Source organism: Pseudomonas sp. F007 (assembly GCF_057814275.1).
Genome location: NZ_JBVATA010000004.1, coordinates 446,641 through 463,331 on the forward strand (window position 1 = coordinate 446,641; position 16,691 = coordinate 463,331).

A 16,691-nucleotide genomic window follows, 5' to 3' on the forward strand; every position below is an offset into this window, starting at 1 on the left:
TAGCCAGCCAGTTGCTCTGCAGCCATGGCTGGCTAAAGATTCTGCGCACTGGCAAAACCATGTCGATACTAACGGGGTCCCCCGGTCGACGCTGTCAGGCGATTCTCATTTGCAAAGTCGAAAAGCGCTGCTGATAGCGACCTTCAACCGAATGTCACGCCACGCGCCATGCCCGATGCCGCGACGACCATCAAAACCACCAACAACGCTTCAATGTGACAGATGCGCGCATACAAACCCGTGCGCCCCACGTTCAGTGGCGTCTTGCGCGCCAGGGCGATCCGCCATTTGATCAGCGCCACCATCGGCGCTACTTCCAGCAGCAGGACGACCACGAACAAGGTCATCTTGAGATGAAAAAGTGGCTGCTGCAGATAGTAGTCCGTGCCCTTTTCGTAGCCGCCAAAGGCTCGCAGCCCGCCGGTCACCAGCAGAATGACCGCTGACATCCCCCACAGGTTATCGGCGAGCAGGACACTGCGTGCACCGCCACCGTCAGCAGTGACCTTGCGCAATGCCGTGGCGCGGGACAACACCGCCCACAGCGCCAGTGCGTAGGCCAGGAGGTGTATGGCGGCGAGAAACCAGTGAGCGAGCATCGGAAAACTCCCTATTCAGAACCCATCGACAAGGTCCCGACAGGTGTAGTCGAAATCCCGAAGGTTCGCCTGCAGCCGTCCAGGACCGTCATGCATTCGTCACAGCACTCGGGCACGCTTCACCAGGCCAAAGGGATTTGGCCCCATTCTCCTTTCCAGAACTCGCGGCATGCCCGCGCTGGCCCTGTTACCGCTCATCAGGCGTGCGCTTTTTAGGACTATTCCTACATGCCATAAGGCGTCACGGATCTAAGCTGAGACGATCACTCTGCAAGGATTCGCACCACTCGTGATCACCGCCGCCCTCATCGCCATTGCTGTCATTCTCGTGGTTATCCTGGCCATGGCTCTTTACGGCTGGTGCCGGCACCTGCGCAAGGATAAAGATTGACCCGGTGCCCACCACAGCTGGATAAAGCGACACCTCATCGGATTTCCGGGCGCCCCTCTTGATCTAAAGGCAAGTTGCCACTATTGCTTAGGCATACGGTCTTGATGCCAAGAGGGGGCGAACATGATTCCACGCTTCGTAGTAGTGCCTGCAATTCCGATTGAAACCGAATCGATTCGCGAAGGGGGTCGCTTCTATTGCAAGACCGCCCCGATCGAATTCAATCTTTACGACAATCAGGACAAGCAGCGTTTGCAGCCCAACTATCCCAGTCGTCAGGAAGCCGAGGCCGAATGCCAGCGACTCAATGCCGAACGCGTCAAATCCATTCTCGATAGCCACCTCGAAATCAGCGGTACCTAGCACCACTTATGGGGAATACCCCCATTACAGGCACAGCGGCAGGTTAAGGTGCGCGACCAGCCAGGGGGTCGCCTCGACAATCAGCCAGTTGACCAGCAGGCACGTAATCACAAAGGTCGCCAAGAATCGGCGAGTGCTCCACTGCATCATTTCACACCTCCTGGATCTGACTGCCTGCCCGCCACGTACCGGGCCAGAATGGGTCGCTACAGGGGTTGAGCAAGGTTGATGCCAGAAGTGCCGGCCGCTGCGGTGCCACAGCGTCGGTCCGCCAGACCGCGGGCTTGCTGCGTCGCCTCGGCCCGGGCAAGCGCGTCCACCTCGGCACCGAGAATGGTTTTCTCGACGAGCTCACGCCGATGAACTGCAGCCAGGCTTGCACGCAGGTTTTCTGACTGCATCGCGCGCAGGGCGCCCCGAACGCAACAGGCCGGCTGCCAACAACCGGCCTGGACTCGCGACGTTTGCGTGTCAGAACTTCTCGGCAACCCGCTTGATCGGATAATCCGGCCGGCGATAGCCTGCGGGTTTCTGACGCTTGGGCAAGACCGGCTTTTCGCGCGGCACTTCCTTGTACGGAATGCGGCTGAGCAGATCGGTGATGATGTTCAGGCGCGCCCGGCGCTTGTCGTTGGAGTCGGCCACCCGCCACGGAGCATGCTCGGTGTCGGTCGCCATGAACATATCGTCACGCGCGCGCGAGTAGTCATACCAGCGACTGTAGGACTTGAGGTCCATGTCAGTGAGTTTCCAGATCTTGCGACCGTCAGTAATGCGCGAAGCGAGGCGTCGGGTCTGTTCCTCTTCGCTGACTTCCAGCCAGTACTTGAGCAGGATCACCCCGGATTCGACGATGGTCCGTTCAAACATCGGTGCCAGTTCGAGAAAGCGCTCTACCTGCTCTTTCTTGCAGAAGCCCATCACCCGCTCGACGCCAGCCCGGTTGTACCAACTGCGGTCGAAGATCACCACCTCGCCCGCCGCCGGCATGTGCGCCAGATAGCGCTGCATGTACATCTGGCTCTTTTCCCGCTCGGTAGGCGCCGGCAGCGCCACGACTCGAAACACCCGTGGGCTGACTCGTTCGGTCAGCGCCTTGATGGTCCCGCCCTTGCCGGCGCCATCACGCCCTTCGAAGACCACACACACCTTGACGCCCTTGGCTTTTACCCATTCCTGCAATTTGACCAGTTCGACGTGCAGGTCATGCAACTCTTCGAGGTATTGCTTGTTCTTCAGCTTCTCGGGTTCAGCAGATTTTGTTTTTGAAACTTTTTTGCTGTCTTTTGCCATTTCCTGGGCCTCACCATTGAAAAGTCATATCCGGGCGAAAAAATGTGATCTGAGTCTAGTGTCAAAAAGCGCTTTTCGTTGGCTGACCACGCAAGCGCTGAAATGCGCGTCAAATCTGGCGCAAATGCCTTTTTCCGGCAGTGAGTGTAGAAGACCTGCGCACAGTGAAGTGTGATGTAAATCAGCGAACCATGAGCGGCAAAGGCTGGCTGTGAGGAACGGCCGCCCAGGTGTATGGTTGCCCCCTCTCCCCCGAGGAACAGCACGGATGCGACTCAACGATAGATACCTGCCGACCTACCAGTTCAGCGAAACCCACTCACTGGAGGTCAGGGCCGAACCTGCAAGGGCAATGGCCCAGGTGTTGGCGTACCGGCCCGAAGAAGAACGGCTTTTCCAGGTTGCGATAAAGTTACGCGAATTGCCCATGCGCCTGATGGGCCGATCGCGGGCGCAGCAACCCCGGTCATTTGGCATGGATAACTTCACCCAGCTCGAGCACGACAGCGACCATGCCGTGGTTTACGGCCTGGCCGGCAAGCTGTGGCAGGCCGACTTTGGTCAATCGACGATTGCCGATGCCCAGGCGTTCGCCGACTTTGCAGAACCCGGCAGCGTCAAGCTGGTGGTGGGATTTACCTGTGAACCACTGGCCCCGGACCTGACCCGCATCACCACACAGACCCGCGTACACTGCCTCGACGCCGCGGCACTGCGCCGCTTCAGGCCATATTGGTACCTGATACGCCCCGTCAGCGGAATGATTCGCCGGCGCATGCTGCAGACCATTGCCCAGCGCTGCCAGGGCTGAGCACGAGCCCTGCTGCTATGCTCGATTGACCATTCATTGACCTATGTCTGAACACTGGATGGTCCAATCCTGATAATGCCGGTTTGACTTCAAGGAAGGCCCTGATGACCTCCCCGCTTTTCCAGGTTCACGGTCTCGTCAGCTTTACCCTCGCCATTCTCCTGCTGTTCCTCGGCAAGACCCTGGTCCAGCGCAACACCTTTCTGCGCCAGTACTGCATTCCCGAATCGGTGGTCGGCGGCTTTGTCTGTGCGGCGGTAACGTCGGTGCTGTATTTCGGGCTGAATATCCAGGTCGAGTTCGACCTGCAGGTTCGCGACACCCTGCTGCTGTACTTCTTTGCCGGTATCGGCTTGAAGTCGGACGTGCGTCAACTGATCAAGGGAGGTCGCCCACTGCTGATCCTGCTGCTGCTCGCCAGTGTCTTCATCGTCCTGCAGAACTCCCTGGGCATGGGCCTGGCCGAGGCGTTCGGACTCGATCCGAAAGCCGGCTTGATGGTCGGTTCGATTTCCCTCACCGGCGGGGTCGGGACCACGCTGGCCTGGGCGCCGCTGTTCGTGGAAAAACTGGGGATCAGCAACGCCCATGAGCTGGGAATCGCCAGCAACACCGTCGGCCTGATTGCCGCCTGTGTGATCGGTGGCCCGATCGCCAACCAGTTGATCCGTCGCTATCAACTGACGCCGTCCATGGACACGGCGCTGGAAGTCGGCCAGATGGAGCAACAGCCGGGCAAGGCCCTGGACTATTACGATGTGCTCTGGGCGTGGATGTGGCTCAACCTGACCCTGATGCTCGGTTACGGCCTCAACCTGCTGCTGGTGGATGCCGGCATCACGCTGCCCAAGTTCGTCAGTTGCCTGTTCGCCGGCATCGTCATCCACCACATCGTGCTCGCCGTGGTCGGTGAGCAACGCCTGAAAACCTGGAGTGGCGCCAGCCTCGGCCTGGCGCTGATCTCCGACATCTGCCTGGGGATGTTCCTGACCATGGCGCTGATGGGCCTGCAGCTGTGGCAACTCAGCGGTGCGCTGCTGTTCATCCTCAGCACTTTGACCCTGCAAGTGTTGCTGACGGTGCTCTACACCTACTTCGTGGTGTTCCGCTGCATGGGCCGCGACTATGAAGCCAGTGTGATCGCTTCCGGCTTCGGCGGGATTACCCTGGGGTCCACCGCCACGGCCATCGTCAACATGACCACCGTGACGCAGAAATACGGCGCGGCACACCAGGCTTTCCTGATCGTGCCGCTGGTGTGCGGGTTCTTCATTGACCTGGTGAATGCCGTGATCATCGGCATGTTCAGCGGGCTATAGAGCCGGGTTGCTCTCGACTTCGCGGGCCTTGGCAATCGCCGCCTGAATCGCGGCCCTGGCCTGGGGGCTGTTCTTCCAGCAGGTCGATCCGACAATCGCCGCGGCCTGGGTCACAATATCCAGGGCATTGGCCTCGGCGAGTTGCGCAAGAGTGGCAAAACCCATCTGCTCGAGCCTGCTGACGACGGTCGGGCCGACGCCCTTGACGCTCAACAACTGCTGTTTTTCTTCCACTGAAAAGCCCATGAGTGCTCCTTCTCCCTATCAGGTTGCTGTGCGTATGCTGAAAATCAAGCCGGCACAGCATAGCGTACAGATCGAACGCCGGGCTCTCCTTCCAGCGCCATGGCCTCGACCGCATTCGCGTAATCTCGGGTCGCCTCGAAAATCAGCTCGTTCCTTTCACCCACGCTGATCAACCCGCTGCGTTGGCATTTGTCCGCCATGCGCAGCAATTCCTCGTATTGCTGCGCCGCATCGCGTTGGACCCGTGGTGAAACAACCAACTGACGACAGGCCTCAAGCGCGCTTGATCGCTCTGCACGGCTCATGACGTTCTCCGATAGGTATATCTCGGTAGAGGTGCAGCGGTGGTCGAAGGTTCAAGTGAATCGTGCAGTACAAAGCTGGGGGCCTCTGCAAGGAGCTGGCTTGTCGAGACGCCGCAGCGCAGCGATGAACCCGAGATCGCCGCGGACATTCAGGATGAACGCGTCATCGTTCACGTCCATCGCCAGCAAGCTGGCTCCTACAGGTTCTGCTTCCAGCGCAAACCCTGAATTACCAAGCCGCCGGCAAAAATCCCTCGACGATGGGCGCCATGGCCTAACCTGATTAGCCAGATGCCGCCACAATCAGTCGAGCCCGCCCATGCGCAATGCCCTGAAGTTGCTGATTTACATCACCTTCACGCTGATGGCGGGAAATGTCACCGGGCTGTCGGCCGCACCGATGTCCGACACACTGACGCCCGTTATCTCCACTGCCAGCCTACCCGAGGGCGACCTGCAAACCCTGCAAAGCCAACTCAACACCCTCAAGCAGCAGGTTTCCCTGGCCAACAACTACACCCAGCTGGAAAGCGCGCAGGACCAGGCCCAGACCCTGATCCAGGACATCGACCGCCTGACCACCTCGTTGCTGCCGGCGCAGGCGCAATTGCAAGCGCAAATGAACGTGTTGGGGCCGGTGCCACTGGACGAGAACCCGACACTGACCTCTGCCATCACCACGCAACGAGACACCCTCGGCGAACAGAAAAACAAGATCGACAACAACCTGAAAACCCTCGACGTGCTGAAGAAAAGTGCCGCCGAGTTGATTCCGCAAATCGCCGGCATCCGCCGTAGCCTGCTGGAAGTCGAGGTCACGCAGCAGACCAGCAGCATTCTCAATCCAAACTTCTGGTCGCCGCTGTTCGATTTCCCCGCCGTCGACGCTGAACGCTTCGTCGCTTTGATACAGCAACTCGCGGTCACTCACGCGGCCGCCTGGCAACCCGGCCAACGCCTGCTGACCCTGACCTTGCTGGCGCTGGCCCTGGCGGTCTGGACCCTGGGCCGCAGGCTGGCCGGGCGAGGATTGGCGTGGTTGTGCATTCATCGGATGCCCGAAGGCCGATTGCGCCGCAGCTCCCTGGCCCTGGCCTCGGTGCTGGCGACCCTCCTCACCGCCAGTGCCGCCCTGCAGCTGCTGCACTACGCCGCCACACGCCAGGTGCCCTACCCGCCGCAAATAGCGGAACTGACCCAATACCTGGAAAAACTCGCCTACACCTGCGTGCTGATCACCGGATTGAGCCGGGCACTGCTGTCGATCAAACACCCGTCCTGGCGCCTGCCTGACATCTCCGACGAAGTCGCGCTGGCCATGGCGCCTTATGCCCGATTGCTCGCCGGCCTGCTGTTGGTGCTGGTCACCCTGGTGCAAATGAGCAATGTCACCGGCATGAGTGGCGACGTGGTGATGTTCGGTCGAGGCATCGTTTCGCTGGTGGTGGCGCTGGTGATCGGCTCACTATTGCTCAAAGTCAGCAAAATACGCCGGGCGCAGGCGCTGGCCGGGGTAGCTGGCGACAGCGTGACCACCTTCGCCGGGCTGATCTACACCTTCACCGGCATCGCCGTGGTCGTGTCACTGCTGGCCCTGTTGATCGGCTACGTGACGATGGCGCGGTTCATCACCTACGAGCTGGTCTGGGTGTTCATCATCTCCGCCGGTTTTTACCTGCTGACGCAACTGCACGTCGACACCTGCGAGTACGTGTTCTCACCGAAAAACCCGGCGGGCAAGACCCTCAAGCAAATCCTCGGCATCGGCAATCCGCGCCTGGAGCAGATCTGCACCGTACTGTCCGGCGGCGGTCGTGCGGTACTGATGCTGATTGCGGTGATCGCGCTGTTCGTCGGCGGCGTCGGCACCACCCTCGGACAGCTGGTGAGCAACACCCTGTCGATCCTCGGCGGCGAGGGCCTGCGCAAACTCAATATTGTCCCGGACAACCTGCTGCGGGCGTTCCTCACCCTGGTGATCGGCATCTACCTGATCCGCACCTTGCGCCGCTGGCTGGACAACGAGTTTCTGCCCAAGACCGAGATGGACCCCGGCATGTGCGCCTCCCTCAGCACCCTGTTCGCCAACCTCGGCTATGCCCTGGTGGTGCTGCTGACGCTGTCGTCGCTGGGGATTCAGTGGACCAATCTGGCGTGGATCGTCAGCGCCCTGTCGGTGGGTATCGGCTTTGGCCTGCAGGAGATCGTCAAGAACTTCATCTCCGGCCTGATCCTGTTGACCGAGCGCCCGGTGAAGGTCGGCGATTTGATCAGTATCAGTGGAGTCGAGGGCGACATCCGTCGGATCAACGTCCGCGCCACGGAGATCCAGCTCTCCGACCGCTCCATCGTCATCGTGCCGAACTCGCAGTTGATCTCGCAGAATCTGCGCAACGTCACCCTCGGCGGCAGCGCCCAGGGCGTGGTCAGTCTGGAACTGCTGTTGCCCTTGGACATCGACCCGGAGCAAGTGCAAAACCTGCTGCATGACGCCTACACCGAGCACGAAAGTATTCTGGAGAAACCGGCGCCGTATGTGCGTTTCAGCCAGCTCAAGCCCGAAGGCATCACCCTGACCGTCACCGGCTATGTCGCCAGCCCGCGTACGGTGGGCTCGATCAAGAGCCAGTTGCTGTTTGAAATTCTCAAGCGCTTGGGGGCGGCGGGGATTCAGCTGGCGAAACCTGCCGGGTAAGCTACCCGGCAGGCGCCATCATCAATGGGCGATGCACACCGACTTGAGCTCGGTGTAGGCCTCGATCACCGCACGGCCGAACTCGCGGCCCATGCCCGATTGCTTGACCCCACCGAACGGCATGGCCGGGTCGAGCAGCACGTGGGCGTTGACCCACACGGTGCCGGCTTCGATGCGCGGCACCAGGTTCATCGCCTTGCCCAGGTCGTTGGTCCACAGGCTGGCGGCCAGGCCATAACGGTTGTCGTTAGCCAACTCGATCACCGCGTCCTCGTCATCGAACGGCATCACCCCGAGCACCGGGCCGAACACTTCTTCACGGGCCACGGCCATGCTGTGGTCGATGTCGGCAAGAATGGTCGGCTGCACGAAGAAGCCATCGCCTTCGAGCAATTCACCACCGGTCACCACCCGCGCACCTTCACTGCGCGCCAGTTCGATGTGTTTGAGCACACTTTGCTGCTGCTTGCGCGAGACCAATGGGTTGATCGCCGCCTCGCAGTTCATCCCGGCGCCAATCGGCATGGCTGCAACCGCCGCCGCCAGGGCTTCGACGAATTGGTCGTGGATCGAGCGGTGCACATAGAAGCGCGACGCGGCTGCACAGACCTGGCCGTTGTTGAGCAATCCGCCAAGGATCGCGCCCTGCACGGCTTTTTCGATGTCGGCATCGGCCAACACGATCATCGGGTTCTTGCCGCCCAGCTCCAGGGAGAAACGCGTCATGTTGGCCATGCAGGCCACACCGACGCTCTTGCCCACGGCCGTCGAGCCGGTGAACGAAACTTTGCTCACCAGCGGGTGCGCGGTCAGCACGCCGCCCACCGAGGCGCCGCCACCGGTGACCACGTTGAACACACCAGCCGGAATTCCGGCTTGCAGCGCCAGCTCGGCCAGGCGCATGGCGGTCAGCGGAGTTTCCATCGCTGGCTTGATGATCACTGTGCATCCGGTGGCCAGCGCCGGCATCAGTTTCCAGGCGGCGATCAGCAGCGGGAAGTTCCACGGCACGATACCGACCACCACCCCCACCGGCTCACGCTTGGTGAACGCAGTGAACTTGGCGCCCGGCGGCAGCGGGATCGACACATCGAAGGTCTGGCCTTCGATCTTGGTCGCCCAGCCCGACATGTAGCGCATGAATTCCACGGTGGCGTTGAGGTCCAGCGCCCGGGCCATGTTGATCGACTTGCCCTGACTCAGGGTTTCCAGCTGCGCCAGTTCCTCGGCGTGCTCTTCCACCAGGCGGGTGAAGTTCAGCAGGATCCGCTCACGGTCCGCCGGCCGCAGGCCCGACCACACCGCCGACTTGAAGGCCTTGTGCGAGGACTGCACCGCACGCTCAACCAGCTTCAGTGGCGCATCGAGGGTTTCGCACAGGGTTTGCCCGGTGGCCGGGTTGACCACGGCGATGCGCTCACCTTCGGCCATCACCCACTGACCGTCGATGAAGCAGCCATGCTCGCGGTCGAGGAAGGCCGCTACCTGGGGCAGGATTTCAACGTTGCTCATAAATCACCTGTAGTTCGAAGGGGGGAAATCCGGCTGTTTAGTGCTGTTGCTTGAGGAAGCACGCCACCGCCTGACGATCATCGGCCGAAGCCAGGCCCATGTAGGGCATGTAGGTGCCCGGCACGAAGGCCTGGGGCTGGGTAATCAGTTGGGTGATGGTCTCGGCTTGCCAGGTCACGTCTTTGTCGCGCATCGCCTGGGAATAACTGAAGCCGGCCAGCGAGCCGGACTTGCGCCCGTACACGCCCGCCAGGTTGGGCCCCATCATCCCGGTGGTGCCCTTGCTCACCGCGTGGCAGACCCCGCACTCGGCGGCAAAAACCTGCGCGCCGTGGCTGGTATCGGTGGCGCACTCGGCGGCGGACACGGCCTGGGCCAGGGTGAATGAGAGCAAACCGATCAGGGTCAAACGCAGTGGGGTGAACATAGGAAAACAACCTTGAAAATCCGCGCGCTCGCCGACTGACGAACACCAACACAAAAAATGCCGAGGCCTTGGAGCTTCGGCAGGTTGAGACCGATTGTCGGCGCTCGGCAAAGCGCAGGTTTTGCCCTGCGTGCCAGTTGTGTTGGTGCTTGTGCCAAATCCCCCCAAGGGTTCAGGCCAGCGAACAATCTGGCATGCACAACCAACTAATTGGCAAACAGGGACAAGGGCCGGGAAAAGTCGCGCCTTAGTATCTAAAAAGACCGCAACCCCACGCTCAAGAATAAGAACGGATGCCCCACCATGCTCAAGTCCCCCTTGTTTCGTCTCTCGACCCTCGCGCTGTTGATCGGTGCTGGCCAGGCCAACGCCTATGAGCTGTACGGCAACGACGACGGTCATTTGAACGCCACCCTCGAAGCGGCGTTCGGGATCTTCCACAGCCAGGAAAACTACGCGCCGTCCGGCCGCCTCAGCGAAGGTTCCTCGTCGTGGCGCGAGGGCTACATCAAGTACGGTTTGAGTTTCGACAAGGGCCTGGCGGGTGTGGGCACCGGCTACGGCGCGGCCAACCTGCTGAGTTCCGGCACCTGGGGTGACGGTGATGCCGCCGGCTTCAGCGACGGCTCGGAGCGCACCACCAAGTTTGAAGACGCTTACCTCGGCTGGCGCTCGGACGAACTGTTCGCGCCGTTGGGCAAGGATGGCGTCGACCTGTCCTTCGGCCGCCAGAACATCGCGATCGGTGACGGTTTCCTCATCAACGGCGACGCGTTGAACATGGGCAAGGGCCTGGCCGATGGCGAGTTCAACCGTGGCGGTTCGTACTACCTGGCGGCACGCAAGGCGTTCGACGAAACCGCGGTGTTGCGTCTCGGTGGCAAGGAAGGCTGGCGCAGCGACCTGATGTGGCTCAAATCCAACAACCGCGCCCAGGCCATGACCGAAATGTACGCCGGCACCCTCGAGCACGTGGCCGAAGCCGGCACCGTGGGCCTGACCTACATCAAGACCACCGACATCGACGAACAGTACGCCTCGCCGCTGCAACTGGAGCGCGACGGCATGCAAACCTACAGCCTGCGCGCCACCGGCAACGCCGGGGTCAAGGACCTGTTCCTGTCCGGCGAGTACGCCGAGCAGGACAAGCCCCACGCCAGCAACGAAGACGCCTGGTACCTGGAAGCTGGATGGACCTTCTCCGCCGCGCCCTGGACGCCGTATGTCAGCTACCGCTACAGCCGCTTCTCGGAAAACTACGACACCCTGTTCTACGGCATGAGCCGTGGCTACGGCACCTGGTTCCAGGGTGAAGTGGCAGGCAACTACGCCGGGCCGTTCAACAACAACTCGCGGATCCAGAACGTCGGCCTGAAAGTCTCGCCGCTGGAAAACCTCAACCTCGGCGCGCTGTATTTCAACTACGACACCATCGACCGAAACCTGGGCAACACCGACGGCCACGAAGTCGACCTGTACGCCGAATGGCACGTCAACGACCACCTGACCGTGATGCCGCTGGTGGGCTTCTACCAGCCGGACAAGAGCTTCGACAACGGCGGCACGCAACTGGGCAACAACAACCAGAACGTCTACGGCCAACTGCTGTTTGTCACCGGTTTCTAACGGCCGCCTGGGGCAACGGCGCATCCGTTGCCCCAAGGCAAAAAGGGATTTGCCATGCACCTCAACCTCCTGACGATCCGTCGCAAGATCACCCTTCTCGCCGGGCTCTGCCTGGTGCTGGTGGTCGCTTTGCTGATGGGCTTGTCGCTGTACCAGACCCATCAGAGCAGCCAGCACGTGGCCACGGCCAGCGGCGAGATGCTCGCCAAGGCCGCCCGCGAGCACATGCAGGCACTGGGCAACGTGCAAGCCATGCACGTGCAACGCACTTTCATGCAGACCCACGAATACGGCCAGGGCCTGTCCCGCTATCTGCTGTACCTGCGACAACTGCACCAACACGGCCGCCTGGACCGCGCGCAACTGCGCCAGCAACTGAGCGACCAGTTGCACCAGGCCCTGATCGACAAGCCCGACCTGCTCGGGCTTTATGTTATTTTCGAACCCGATGCCCTCGACGGCGGCGATGCCGGGTTCGCCAATCAGGCCGAACTGGGCAGCAACGAAACCGGACGCTTCGCCCAGTACTGGGTGCAGGGCAAACCCGGCGAACTGCAAGCGGTGATCGGCGACGAAGGCTTGCTCGCCAACACCGCGCCCGGCCCCAGCGGCGCCCCTTACAACGCGTTCTACACCTGCGCTCGCGACAGCCGTCAGGCCTGTGTGCTGGAGCCGTATTTCGACGAAGCCTCGGGCACGCGCAAGCTGGTGACCAGCATTGCCTTCCCGCTGCTGGAAAACGGCAAGGTGATCGCCGTGGTCGGCCTCGACATCAACCTCGCCGCGCTGCAACAGAACTCCGAGGCCAGCGCCCGGCAACTGTTCGACGGCAGCGGCCAGATCAGCATCATCAGCCCACGCGGGGTGATTTCCGCCAACAGCCAGGACGCCAGCCGGCTGGGTCAGCCGATGGAAAACCGCGAGGTGCTGGACAGCCTGCAGCAGGGTCAGGCGACCGTGTTGGTCGATGCGCAGCAGATCAAGGTGCTGGAACCCTTGGCGCCGATTCCCGGTGCTGCGCCATGGGGTGTGCTGGTGGGTGTGCCGCAGGGCGTCTTGCTGGCGCCGGTCACCAGCTTGCGCACCGCCCTCGACGATCAAGCCGTAAAAAGCACCGTCCTGGAACTGCTGTTGGGCGGCGGTTCGGCGTTGCTCGGCCTGTTGTTGATCGGCTACACCGCGCAACGCATCACTCGCCCCCTGCAAGAACTGACGCGGGTGATGGAGGACATTTCCCTTGGCGAAGGCGACCTGACCCGCCGCCTGCACGTGCAATCGCGGGATGAGATCGGCCAGTTGGCGACCGCCTTCAATCGTTTTGTCGAACGCATCCAGCAGTCGATGCGCGAAGTGTCATCGGCGGCCCAGGGCGTCAACGCCGGTGCGCAGCGGGTGCTGCTGGCATCCAATTCGTCGCTGGAGAATTTCGACGACCAGTCCAGCCGCACCAGCAGCGTCGCCGCCGCGATCAACCAATTGGGCGCCGCGGCCCAGGAGATTGCGCGCAATGCCTCCGACGCCTCGCATCAGGCATCCAACGCACGCCAGCAAGCCGAAGACGGGCGCCAGGTGGTGCAGCGCACCATTGAGGTGATGCACGAGTTGTCGGGCAAGATCAGCGCTTCGTGCGCCAACATCGAAGTACTCAATGACAAGACCGTGGACATCGGGCAGATCCTCGAAGTGATCAAGGGCATCTCCCAGCAGACCAACTTGCTGGCGCTCAATGCGGCGATCGAGGCCGCGCGGGCCGGGGAGGCAGGACGAGGTTTTGCAGTGGTCGCCGACGAAGTGCGCAGCCTGGCCGGACGCACCCAGACCTCGGCGCTGGAGATCCAGCAGATGATCGAGGCCCTGCAGATCGGCGCACAGCAATCGGTCGCGACCATGACCGAGAGCCAGCAGCACAGCGAAGAAAGCGTGAACATCGCCAACCTCGCGGGCACGCGCCTGGGGAGCGTCACCCAGCGCATTGGCGAGATCGACAACGTCAACCAGTCGGTGGCCGCCGCGACCGAGGAACAGACGGCGGTGGTCGAGGCGTTGAATGTCGACATCATTCAGATCAACACCCTCAACCAGCAGGGGGTGGAGAACCTGCAAGCGACCTTGCGCGCCTGTACCGAGCTGGAGCAGCAGGCCGGGCGGTTGAATCAGTTGGTGGGGAGTTTTCGGATTTGAAGCGTTGCCGGCGTTGGCTGTGAGCCTGACACACCGAGGTGATGGGTTCGCTGGCAAGCCAGCTCCTACAGGATCAGGTGCAGGCCCACTGGATTCGTGATCACCACAAAACCTGTAGCAGCTGGCAAGCCAGCGAACCAGGCGCCACGGCGTGTCGACAAGCCTTCCAATCCTGGCACCCACAACCAACCACCTGGCACGCACACTAACAACCCGCGCCGCAGCCCCGACGTAGTATCCAGTCAGCCCTCCACCCGGGGGCGCTGAACCCTTCTTTCCCCATCAAAAAAACAAATCGACCTTCGGGCTGCGGGAGACGCTTGTGCTCAAGAAAAGTGCGTTGGGTTGGCCGAAGATTGCCGGCCTCGGAATTGCGTTGGTGGTGGCCGGGCAGTTTTCCGGCTGGAACTTTGGCCTGATGGCCGGCGGCTGGATCAACATGCTGATCGCCACCGTGTTGATGGCCCTGCTGTGCGGTGGTCTGGCGCTGTGCGTGGCCGAGCTATCGACGGCCTTGCCCAGTGCGGGCGGGGTGTTCGTCTATGCGCAAAGCGCGTTCGGGCCGTTCGTGGGTTACCTGGTGGGCGTCGCCTGTGCTCTGGCGCTGACCATCGGCACCGGCGCTGCGGCGACCTTCATCTGCGCCTACACCGAATCGATCTTCGGCCTCGGCGGCTGGCCGGTGAAGATCGCCCTGTTCGCGGTGATCCTCGGCATTCACATGCGCGGTGTCGGCGAAGCCATGGGCCTGACGTTCATTGCGGGTGTGATTGCGGTCGTCGCCCTGCTGACCTTCGGCGTGGCCATGGCACCCCATGTCGAACTGCGCAACCTGCTGACCTTGCCGGCCAACGTCGCCACCCCGGTCAGCCTCGGCGGGATCTTCGCCTGCGTGCCGTTTGCGATCTGGTTGTTCATCACCGTCGAGCAGACCGGCTCGGCTGCCGAAGAGGCACACAACCCGGGGCGCACCATGCCACGGGGGATTCTCGCGGCGATCGGCACCTTGCTGGTGACCGCGTTGGTGGTGCTGGTCTGCGCCCCGGGTGCCGGCGGTGTCGAGCTGGTGGGTTCGGCGGGCGATCCACTGTACGCGGCAATGTCCGGCAACAGCGCGTTCGGCGACGACTCGTGGCTGGCGAAGGTGATTGGCTGCGGTGCGGTGTTTGGCCTGATCGCCACCTTCTTCTCGCTGGTGTACGCCGCCTCCCGCCAGGTGTTCGCCATGGCCCGCGACGGCCTGTTCCCGCACTGGCTGGGCAAGACCGGCCAGCGCGGCACGCCGTACCCGGCGCTGATGCTGATCGGCGCCATCGGCCTGCCGCTGTCGGCGGTCGACCCGGCCACCGTGATGCTCGCCGTGGTGCTGCTGCTCAACGTCTGCTACCTGCTGATTTTTGCCGCGTACCTGCACATCAAGCGCAATCAACCCGAGCTGGCACGGCCTTTCACCCTGCCCGGCGGCAAGCTGGTGGCATGGCTCGGCCTGGCCCTGACCCTGGTGGTGATCGCCGCCTGCTTCCAGCTCGATTTCAAAATGCTGATCGCCCTCGCCGCGATATTCAGCCTGTGCATTCTCAATTTCCTGTTGCGCAACCGTGCGCCAACCGCCGTCCTGGAGACTCCTGACCATGCTGCCTGAACCGACTCTGCTGCAACGCCGCCATCGCGTGCTGGGCAGCGCCTCGCCGCTGTTCTACGACACCCCCCTGCACCTGGTGCGCGGAGAAGGCGTGTGGCTGTTCGACGTCGATGGTCGACGCTACCTCGACGTCTACAACAACGTGCCCTGCGTGGGGCACTGCAACCCCCATGTGGTCGAAGCCATGCACCGTCAGGCGACGACCCTGAACATCCACACCCGCTACCTCGACGAACAGGTGGTGCGTTACGCCGAGCGCCTGACCGCCACCTTCGGCGAGCCGCTGGACACCGCAATGTTCACCTGCACCGGCAGCGAAGCCAACGAACTGGCGCTGCGCCTGGCACGCTTTGCCAGCGGCGGCACGGGGATCATCGTCAGCGACTACAACTACCACGGCAACTCGGCCTCGCTGGCCGAAGTCACCACCGCCCTGCCCTCGCCGGAACCCTTCGCCGCCCACGCCCGCGCGGTGCCGATCCCGTGCCTGTACCGGGCGCCGGCCGGCACCACCGAGGAACAGTTGGCCGAGCAGTACGCGGCCAACATCGCCGCCGCCATCGCTTCGCTGCGGGCCCAGGGCATCCGCCCCGCCGCGCTGCTGATCGACACCCTGTTCGCCAACGAAGGCTTGCCACGGGTCCCGGCCAGTTTCGTCAACAAGGCCGCGGCACTGATCCGCGCTGCGGGCGGGCTGTTTATCGCCGATGAGGTGCAGTCCGGTTTCGGCCGCACCGGCGATCATTTGTGGGGGCATCAGGCCCATGGCGTGGTGCCGGACATCGTCACCCTGGGCAAACCCATGGGTAACGGCTACCCCCTGGCCGGCCTGATCACCCACAAGGCGCTGGTCGAGTCGTTTGGCCGTCACGCCATGTACTTCAACACCTTCGGCGGCTCGCCGGTGGCGGCTGCGGTCGGCATGGCGGTGCTGGATGTGATCGAACAGCAACAACTGCTGCACAACGCCCAGAGTGTCGGCGCCTATGTGCAGCAACGCCTGCAGGCCCTGGCGCAGAAGCACTCGATTATTGGCGACGTGCGTGGCAAGGGGTTGTTCTTCGCCATGGAGCTGGTGCGCGATCACGCCAGCAAGGAGCCGGCCGGGCTGGAGGCGCGCAAGGTGGTCAACGACATGCGCGACAACGGCGTGCTGATCAGCAAGATCGGCGCCGGCGACAACATTCTCAAACTGCGTCCGCCACTGGTGTTCGGCCGCGAGCACGCCGACCTGTTCGTCAGCACCCTGGATAACGCGCTCAGCGCGATTTGAGGCCCGCC

General features: G+C 62.3%; 14 protein-coding genes and 3 pseudogenes. 9 read left to right on the forward strand and 8 right to left on the reverse strand.

The window, feature by feature from the left end; all coding sequences use genetic code 11:
• Positions 1 to 143: 143 nt before the first annotated feature.
• Complete coding sequence (locus tag ACZYR5_RS12270) at positions 144 to 599, reverse strand: DUF2214 family protein (RefSeq protein WP_489089667.1); 456 nt, start codon at positions 597 to 599, stop codon at positions 144 to 146.
• A gap of 514 nt (positions 600 to 1,113) precedes the next feature.
• Between ACZYR5_RS12270 and ACZYR5_RS12275 the strand changes: the two genes are divergently transcribed.
• Complete coding sequence (locus ACZYR5_RS12275) at positions 1,114 to 1,353, forward strand: hypothetical protein (RefSeq protein WP_489089666.1); 240 nt, start codon at positions 1,114 to 1,116, stop codon at positions 1,351 to 1,353.
• Positions 1,354 to 1,377: 24 nt separating this feature from the next.
• On the opposite strand, the gene ACZYR5_RS12280 is transcribed toward ACZYR5_RS12275, so the two are convergent.
• The 3 genes and pseudogenes from ACZYR5_RS12280 to ppk2 all read right to left on the reverse strand — a co-directional run bounded on the left by ACZYR5_RS12280 (position 1,378) and on the right by ppk2 (position 2,646).
• Complete coding sequence (locus tag ACZYR5_RS12280) at positions 1,378 to 1,503, reverse strand: hypothetical protein (protein WP_489089665.1); 126 nt, start codon at positions 1,501 to 1,503, stop codon at positions 1,378 to 1,380.
• Positions 1,504 to 1,559: 56 nt separating this feature from the next.
• Positions 1,560 to 1,747: pseudogene (locus ACZYR5_RS12285) on the reverse strand (FMN-dependent NADH-azoreductase); the annotation flags it as partial.
• Between the two features lie 77 nt (positions 1,748 to 1,824).
• Positions 1,825 to 2,646, reverse strand: a complete 822-nt coding sequence (gene ppk2, locus ACZYR5_RS12290; RefSeq protein WP_489089664.1) for a polyphosphate kinase 2 — start codon at positions 2,644 to 2,646, stop codon at positions 1,825 to 1,827.
• 268 nt (positions 2,647 to 2,914) lie between these two features.
• Here ppk2 and ACZYR5_RS12295 point away from each other — a divergent pair, with 268 nt between their 5' ends.
• Both ACZYR5_RS12295 and gltS read left to right on the forward strand, forming a co-directional pair.
• Entirely contained in the window at positions 2,915 to 3,457 is a 543-nt protein-coding gene (locus tag ACZYR5_RS12295) for a hypothetical protein (RefSeq protein ID WP_489089663.1), read from the forward strand.
• A gap of 104 nt (positions 3,458 to 3,561) precedes the next feature.
• The gene (gene gltS / locus ACZYR5_RS12300; protein ID WP_489089662.1) at positions 3,562 to 4,776 is read left to right on the forward strand and encodes a sodium/glutamate symporter; all 1,215 of its coding nucleotides are present in this window, start codon (positions 3,562 to 3,564) and stop codon (positions 4,774 to 4,776) included.
• Here the strand turns inward: gltS and ACZYR5_RS12305 are convergent.
• Both ACZYR5_RS12305 and ACZYR5_RS12310 read right to left on the reverse strand, forming a co-directional pair.
• Positions 4,771 to 5,022, reverse strand: coding sequence for a helix-hairpin-helix domain-containing protein (locus ACZYR5_RS12305; RefSeq protein ID WP_489089661.1), 252 nt, complete (start codon positions 5,020 to 5,022; stop codon positions 4,771 to 4,773). The two genes, gltS and ACZYR5_RS12305, sit on opposite strands and share 6 nt — an antisense overlap.
• 44 nt (positions 5,023 to 5,066) lie before the next feature.
• The gene (locus tag ACZYR5_RS12310) at positions 5,067 to 5,327 is read right to left on the reverse strand and encodes a hypothetical protein (RefSeq protein ID WP_489089660.1); all 261 of its coding nucleotides are present in this window, start codon (positions 5,325 to 5,327) and stop codon (positions 5,067 to 5,069) included.
• Between the two features lie 319 nt (positions 5,328 to 5,646).
• Between ACZYR5_RS12310 and ACZYR5_RS12315 the strand changes: the two genes are divergently transcribed.
• Positions 5,647 to 8,022: a DUF3772 domain-containing protein gene (locus ACZYR5_RS12315; RefSeq protein ID WP_489089659.1), complete on the forward strand. Its 2,376-nt coding sequence runs from the start codon at positions 5,647 to 5,649 to the stop codon at positions 8,020 to 8,022.
• Between the two features lie 21 nt (positions 8,023 to 8,043).
• Here ACZYR5_RS12315 and ACZYR5_RS12320 read toward each other — a convergent pair whose 3' ends face one another.
• Together ACZYR5_RS12320 and ACZYR5_RS12325 are read right to left on the reverse strand one after the other, a co-directional pair.
• Complete coding sequence (locus ACZYR5_RS12320) at positions 8,044 to 9,534, reverse strand: aldehyde dehydrogenase family protein (protein WP_489089658.1); 1,491 nt, start codon at positions 9,532 to 9,534, stop codon at positions 8,044 to 8,046.
• A 37-nt stretch (positions 9,535 to 9,571) separates the two neighbouring features.
• Positions 9,572 to 9,961, reverse strand: a complete 390-nt coding sequence (locus ACZYR5_RS12325; protein WP_489089657.1) for a c-type cytochrome — start codon at positions 9,959 to 9,961, stop codon at positions 9,572 to 9,574.
• Between the two features lie 303 nt (positions 9,962 to 10,264).
• On the opposite strand from ACZYR5_RS12325, the gene ACZYR5_RS12330 reads away from it, so the two are divergent.
• From ACZYR5_RS12330 to ACZYR5_RS12350, 5 genes and pseudogenes are all read left to right on the forward strand, one after another.
• On the forward strand, positions 10,265 to 11,587 hold the full coding sequence (locus ACZYR5_RS12330) for an alginate export family protein (RefSeq protein WP_489089656.1): 1,323 nt from the start codon (positions 10,265 to 10,267) through the stop codon (positions 11,585 to 11,587).
• Positions 11,588 to 11,860: 273 nt separating this feature from the next.
• Positions 11,861 to 12,913 (forward strand): annotated as a pseudogene (locus tag ACZYR5_RS12335) (methyl-accepting chemotaxis protein); the annotation flags it as partial.
• A 255-nt stretch (positions 12,914 to 13,168) separates the two neighbouring features.
• Positions 13,169 to 13,768, forward strand: a pseudogene (locus ACZYR5_RS12340) (methyl-accepting chemotaxis protein); the annotation flags it as partial.
• Between the two features lie 322 nt (positions 13,769 to 14,090).
• Positions 14,091 to 15,410, forward strand: coding sequence for an amino acid permease (locus tag ACZYR5_RS12345; RefSeq protein WP_489089655.1), 1,320 nt, complete (start codon positions 14,091 to 14,093; stop codon positions 15,408 to 15,410).
• Positions 15,403 to 16,683 (forward strand): aspartate aminotransferase family protein, encoded by a 1,281-nt coding sequence (locus ACZYR5_RS12350; protein ID WP_489089966.1) that lies wholly within the window; start codon positions 15,403 to 15,405, stop codon positions 16,681 to 16,683. Before ACZYR5_RS12345 ends, ACZYR5_RS12350 begins: the two co-directional genes overlap by 8 nt.
• Positions 16,684 to 16,691 lie beyond the last annotated feature (8 nt).

Coding starts and splice junctions, on each gene's coding strand:
- ACZYR5_RS12270 (WP_489089667.1), bottom strand. CDS start 599: ATGCTCGCTCACTGGTTTCTCGCCGCCATACACCTCCTGGCCTACGCA.
- ACZYR5_RS12275 (WP_489089666.1), top strand. CDS start 1,114: ATGATTCCACGCTTCGTAGTAGTGCCTGCAATTCCGATTGAAACCGAA.
- ACZYR5_RS12280 (WP_489089665.1), bottom strand. CDS start 1,503: ATGATGCAGTGGAGCACTCGCCGATTCTTGGCGACCTTTGTGATTACG.
- ppk2 (WP_489089664.1), bottom strand. CDS start 2,646: ATGGCAAAAGACAGCAAAAAAGTTTCAAAAACAAAATCTGCTGAACCC.
- ACZYR5_RS12295 (WP_489089663.1), top strand. CDS start 2,915: ATGCGACTCAACGATAGATACCTGCCGACCTACCAGTTCAGCGAAACC.
- gltS (WP_489089662.1), top strand. CDS start 3,562: ATGACCTCCCCGCTTTTCCAGGTTCACGGTCTCGTCAGCTTTACCCTC.
- ACZYR5_RS12305 (WP_489089661.1), bottom strand. CDS start 5,022: ATGGGCTTTTCAGTGGAAGAAAAACAGCAGTTGTTGAGCGTCAAGGGC.
- ACZYR5_RS12310 (WP_489089660.1), bottom strand. CDS start 5,327: ATGAGCCGTGCAGAGCGATCAAGCGCGCTTGAGGCCTGTCGTCAGTTG.
- ACZYR5_RS12315 (WP_489089659.1), top strand. CDS start 5,647: ATGCGCAATGCCCTGAAGTTGCTGATTTACATCACCTTCACGCTGATG.
- ACZYR5_RS12320 (WP_489089658.1), bottom strand. CDS start 9,534: ATGAGCAACGTTGAAATCCTGCCCCAGGTAGCGGCCTTCCTCGACCGC.
- ACZYR5_RS12325 (WP_489089657.1), bottom strand. CDS start 9,961: ATGTTCACCCCACTGCGTTTGACCCTGATCGGTTTGCTCTCATTCACC.
- ACZYR5_RS12330 (WP_489089656.1), top strand. CDS start 10,265: ATGCTCAAGTCCCCCTTGTTTCGTCTCTCGACCCTCGCGCTGTTGATC.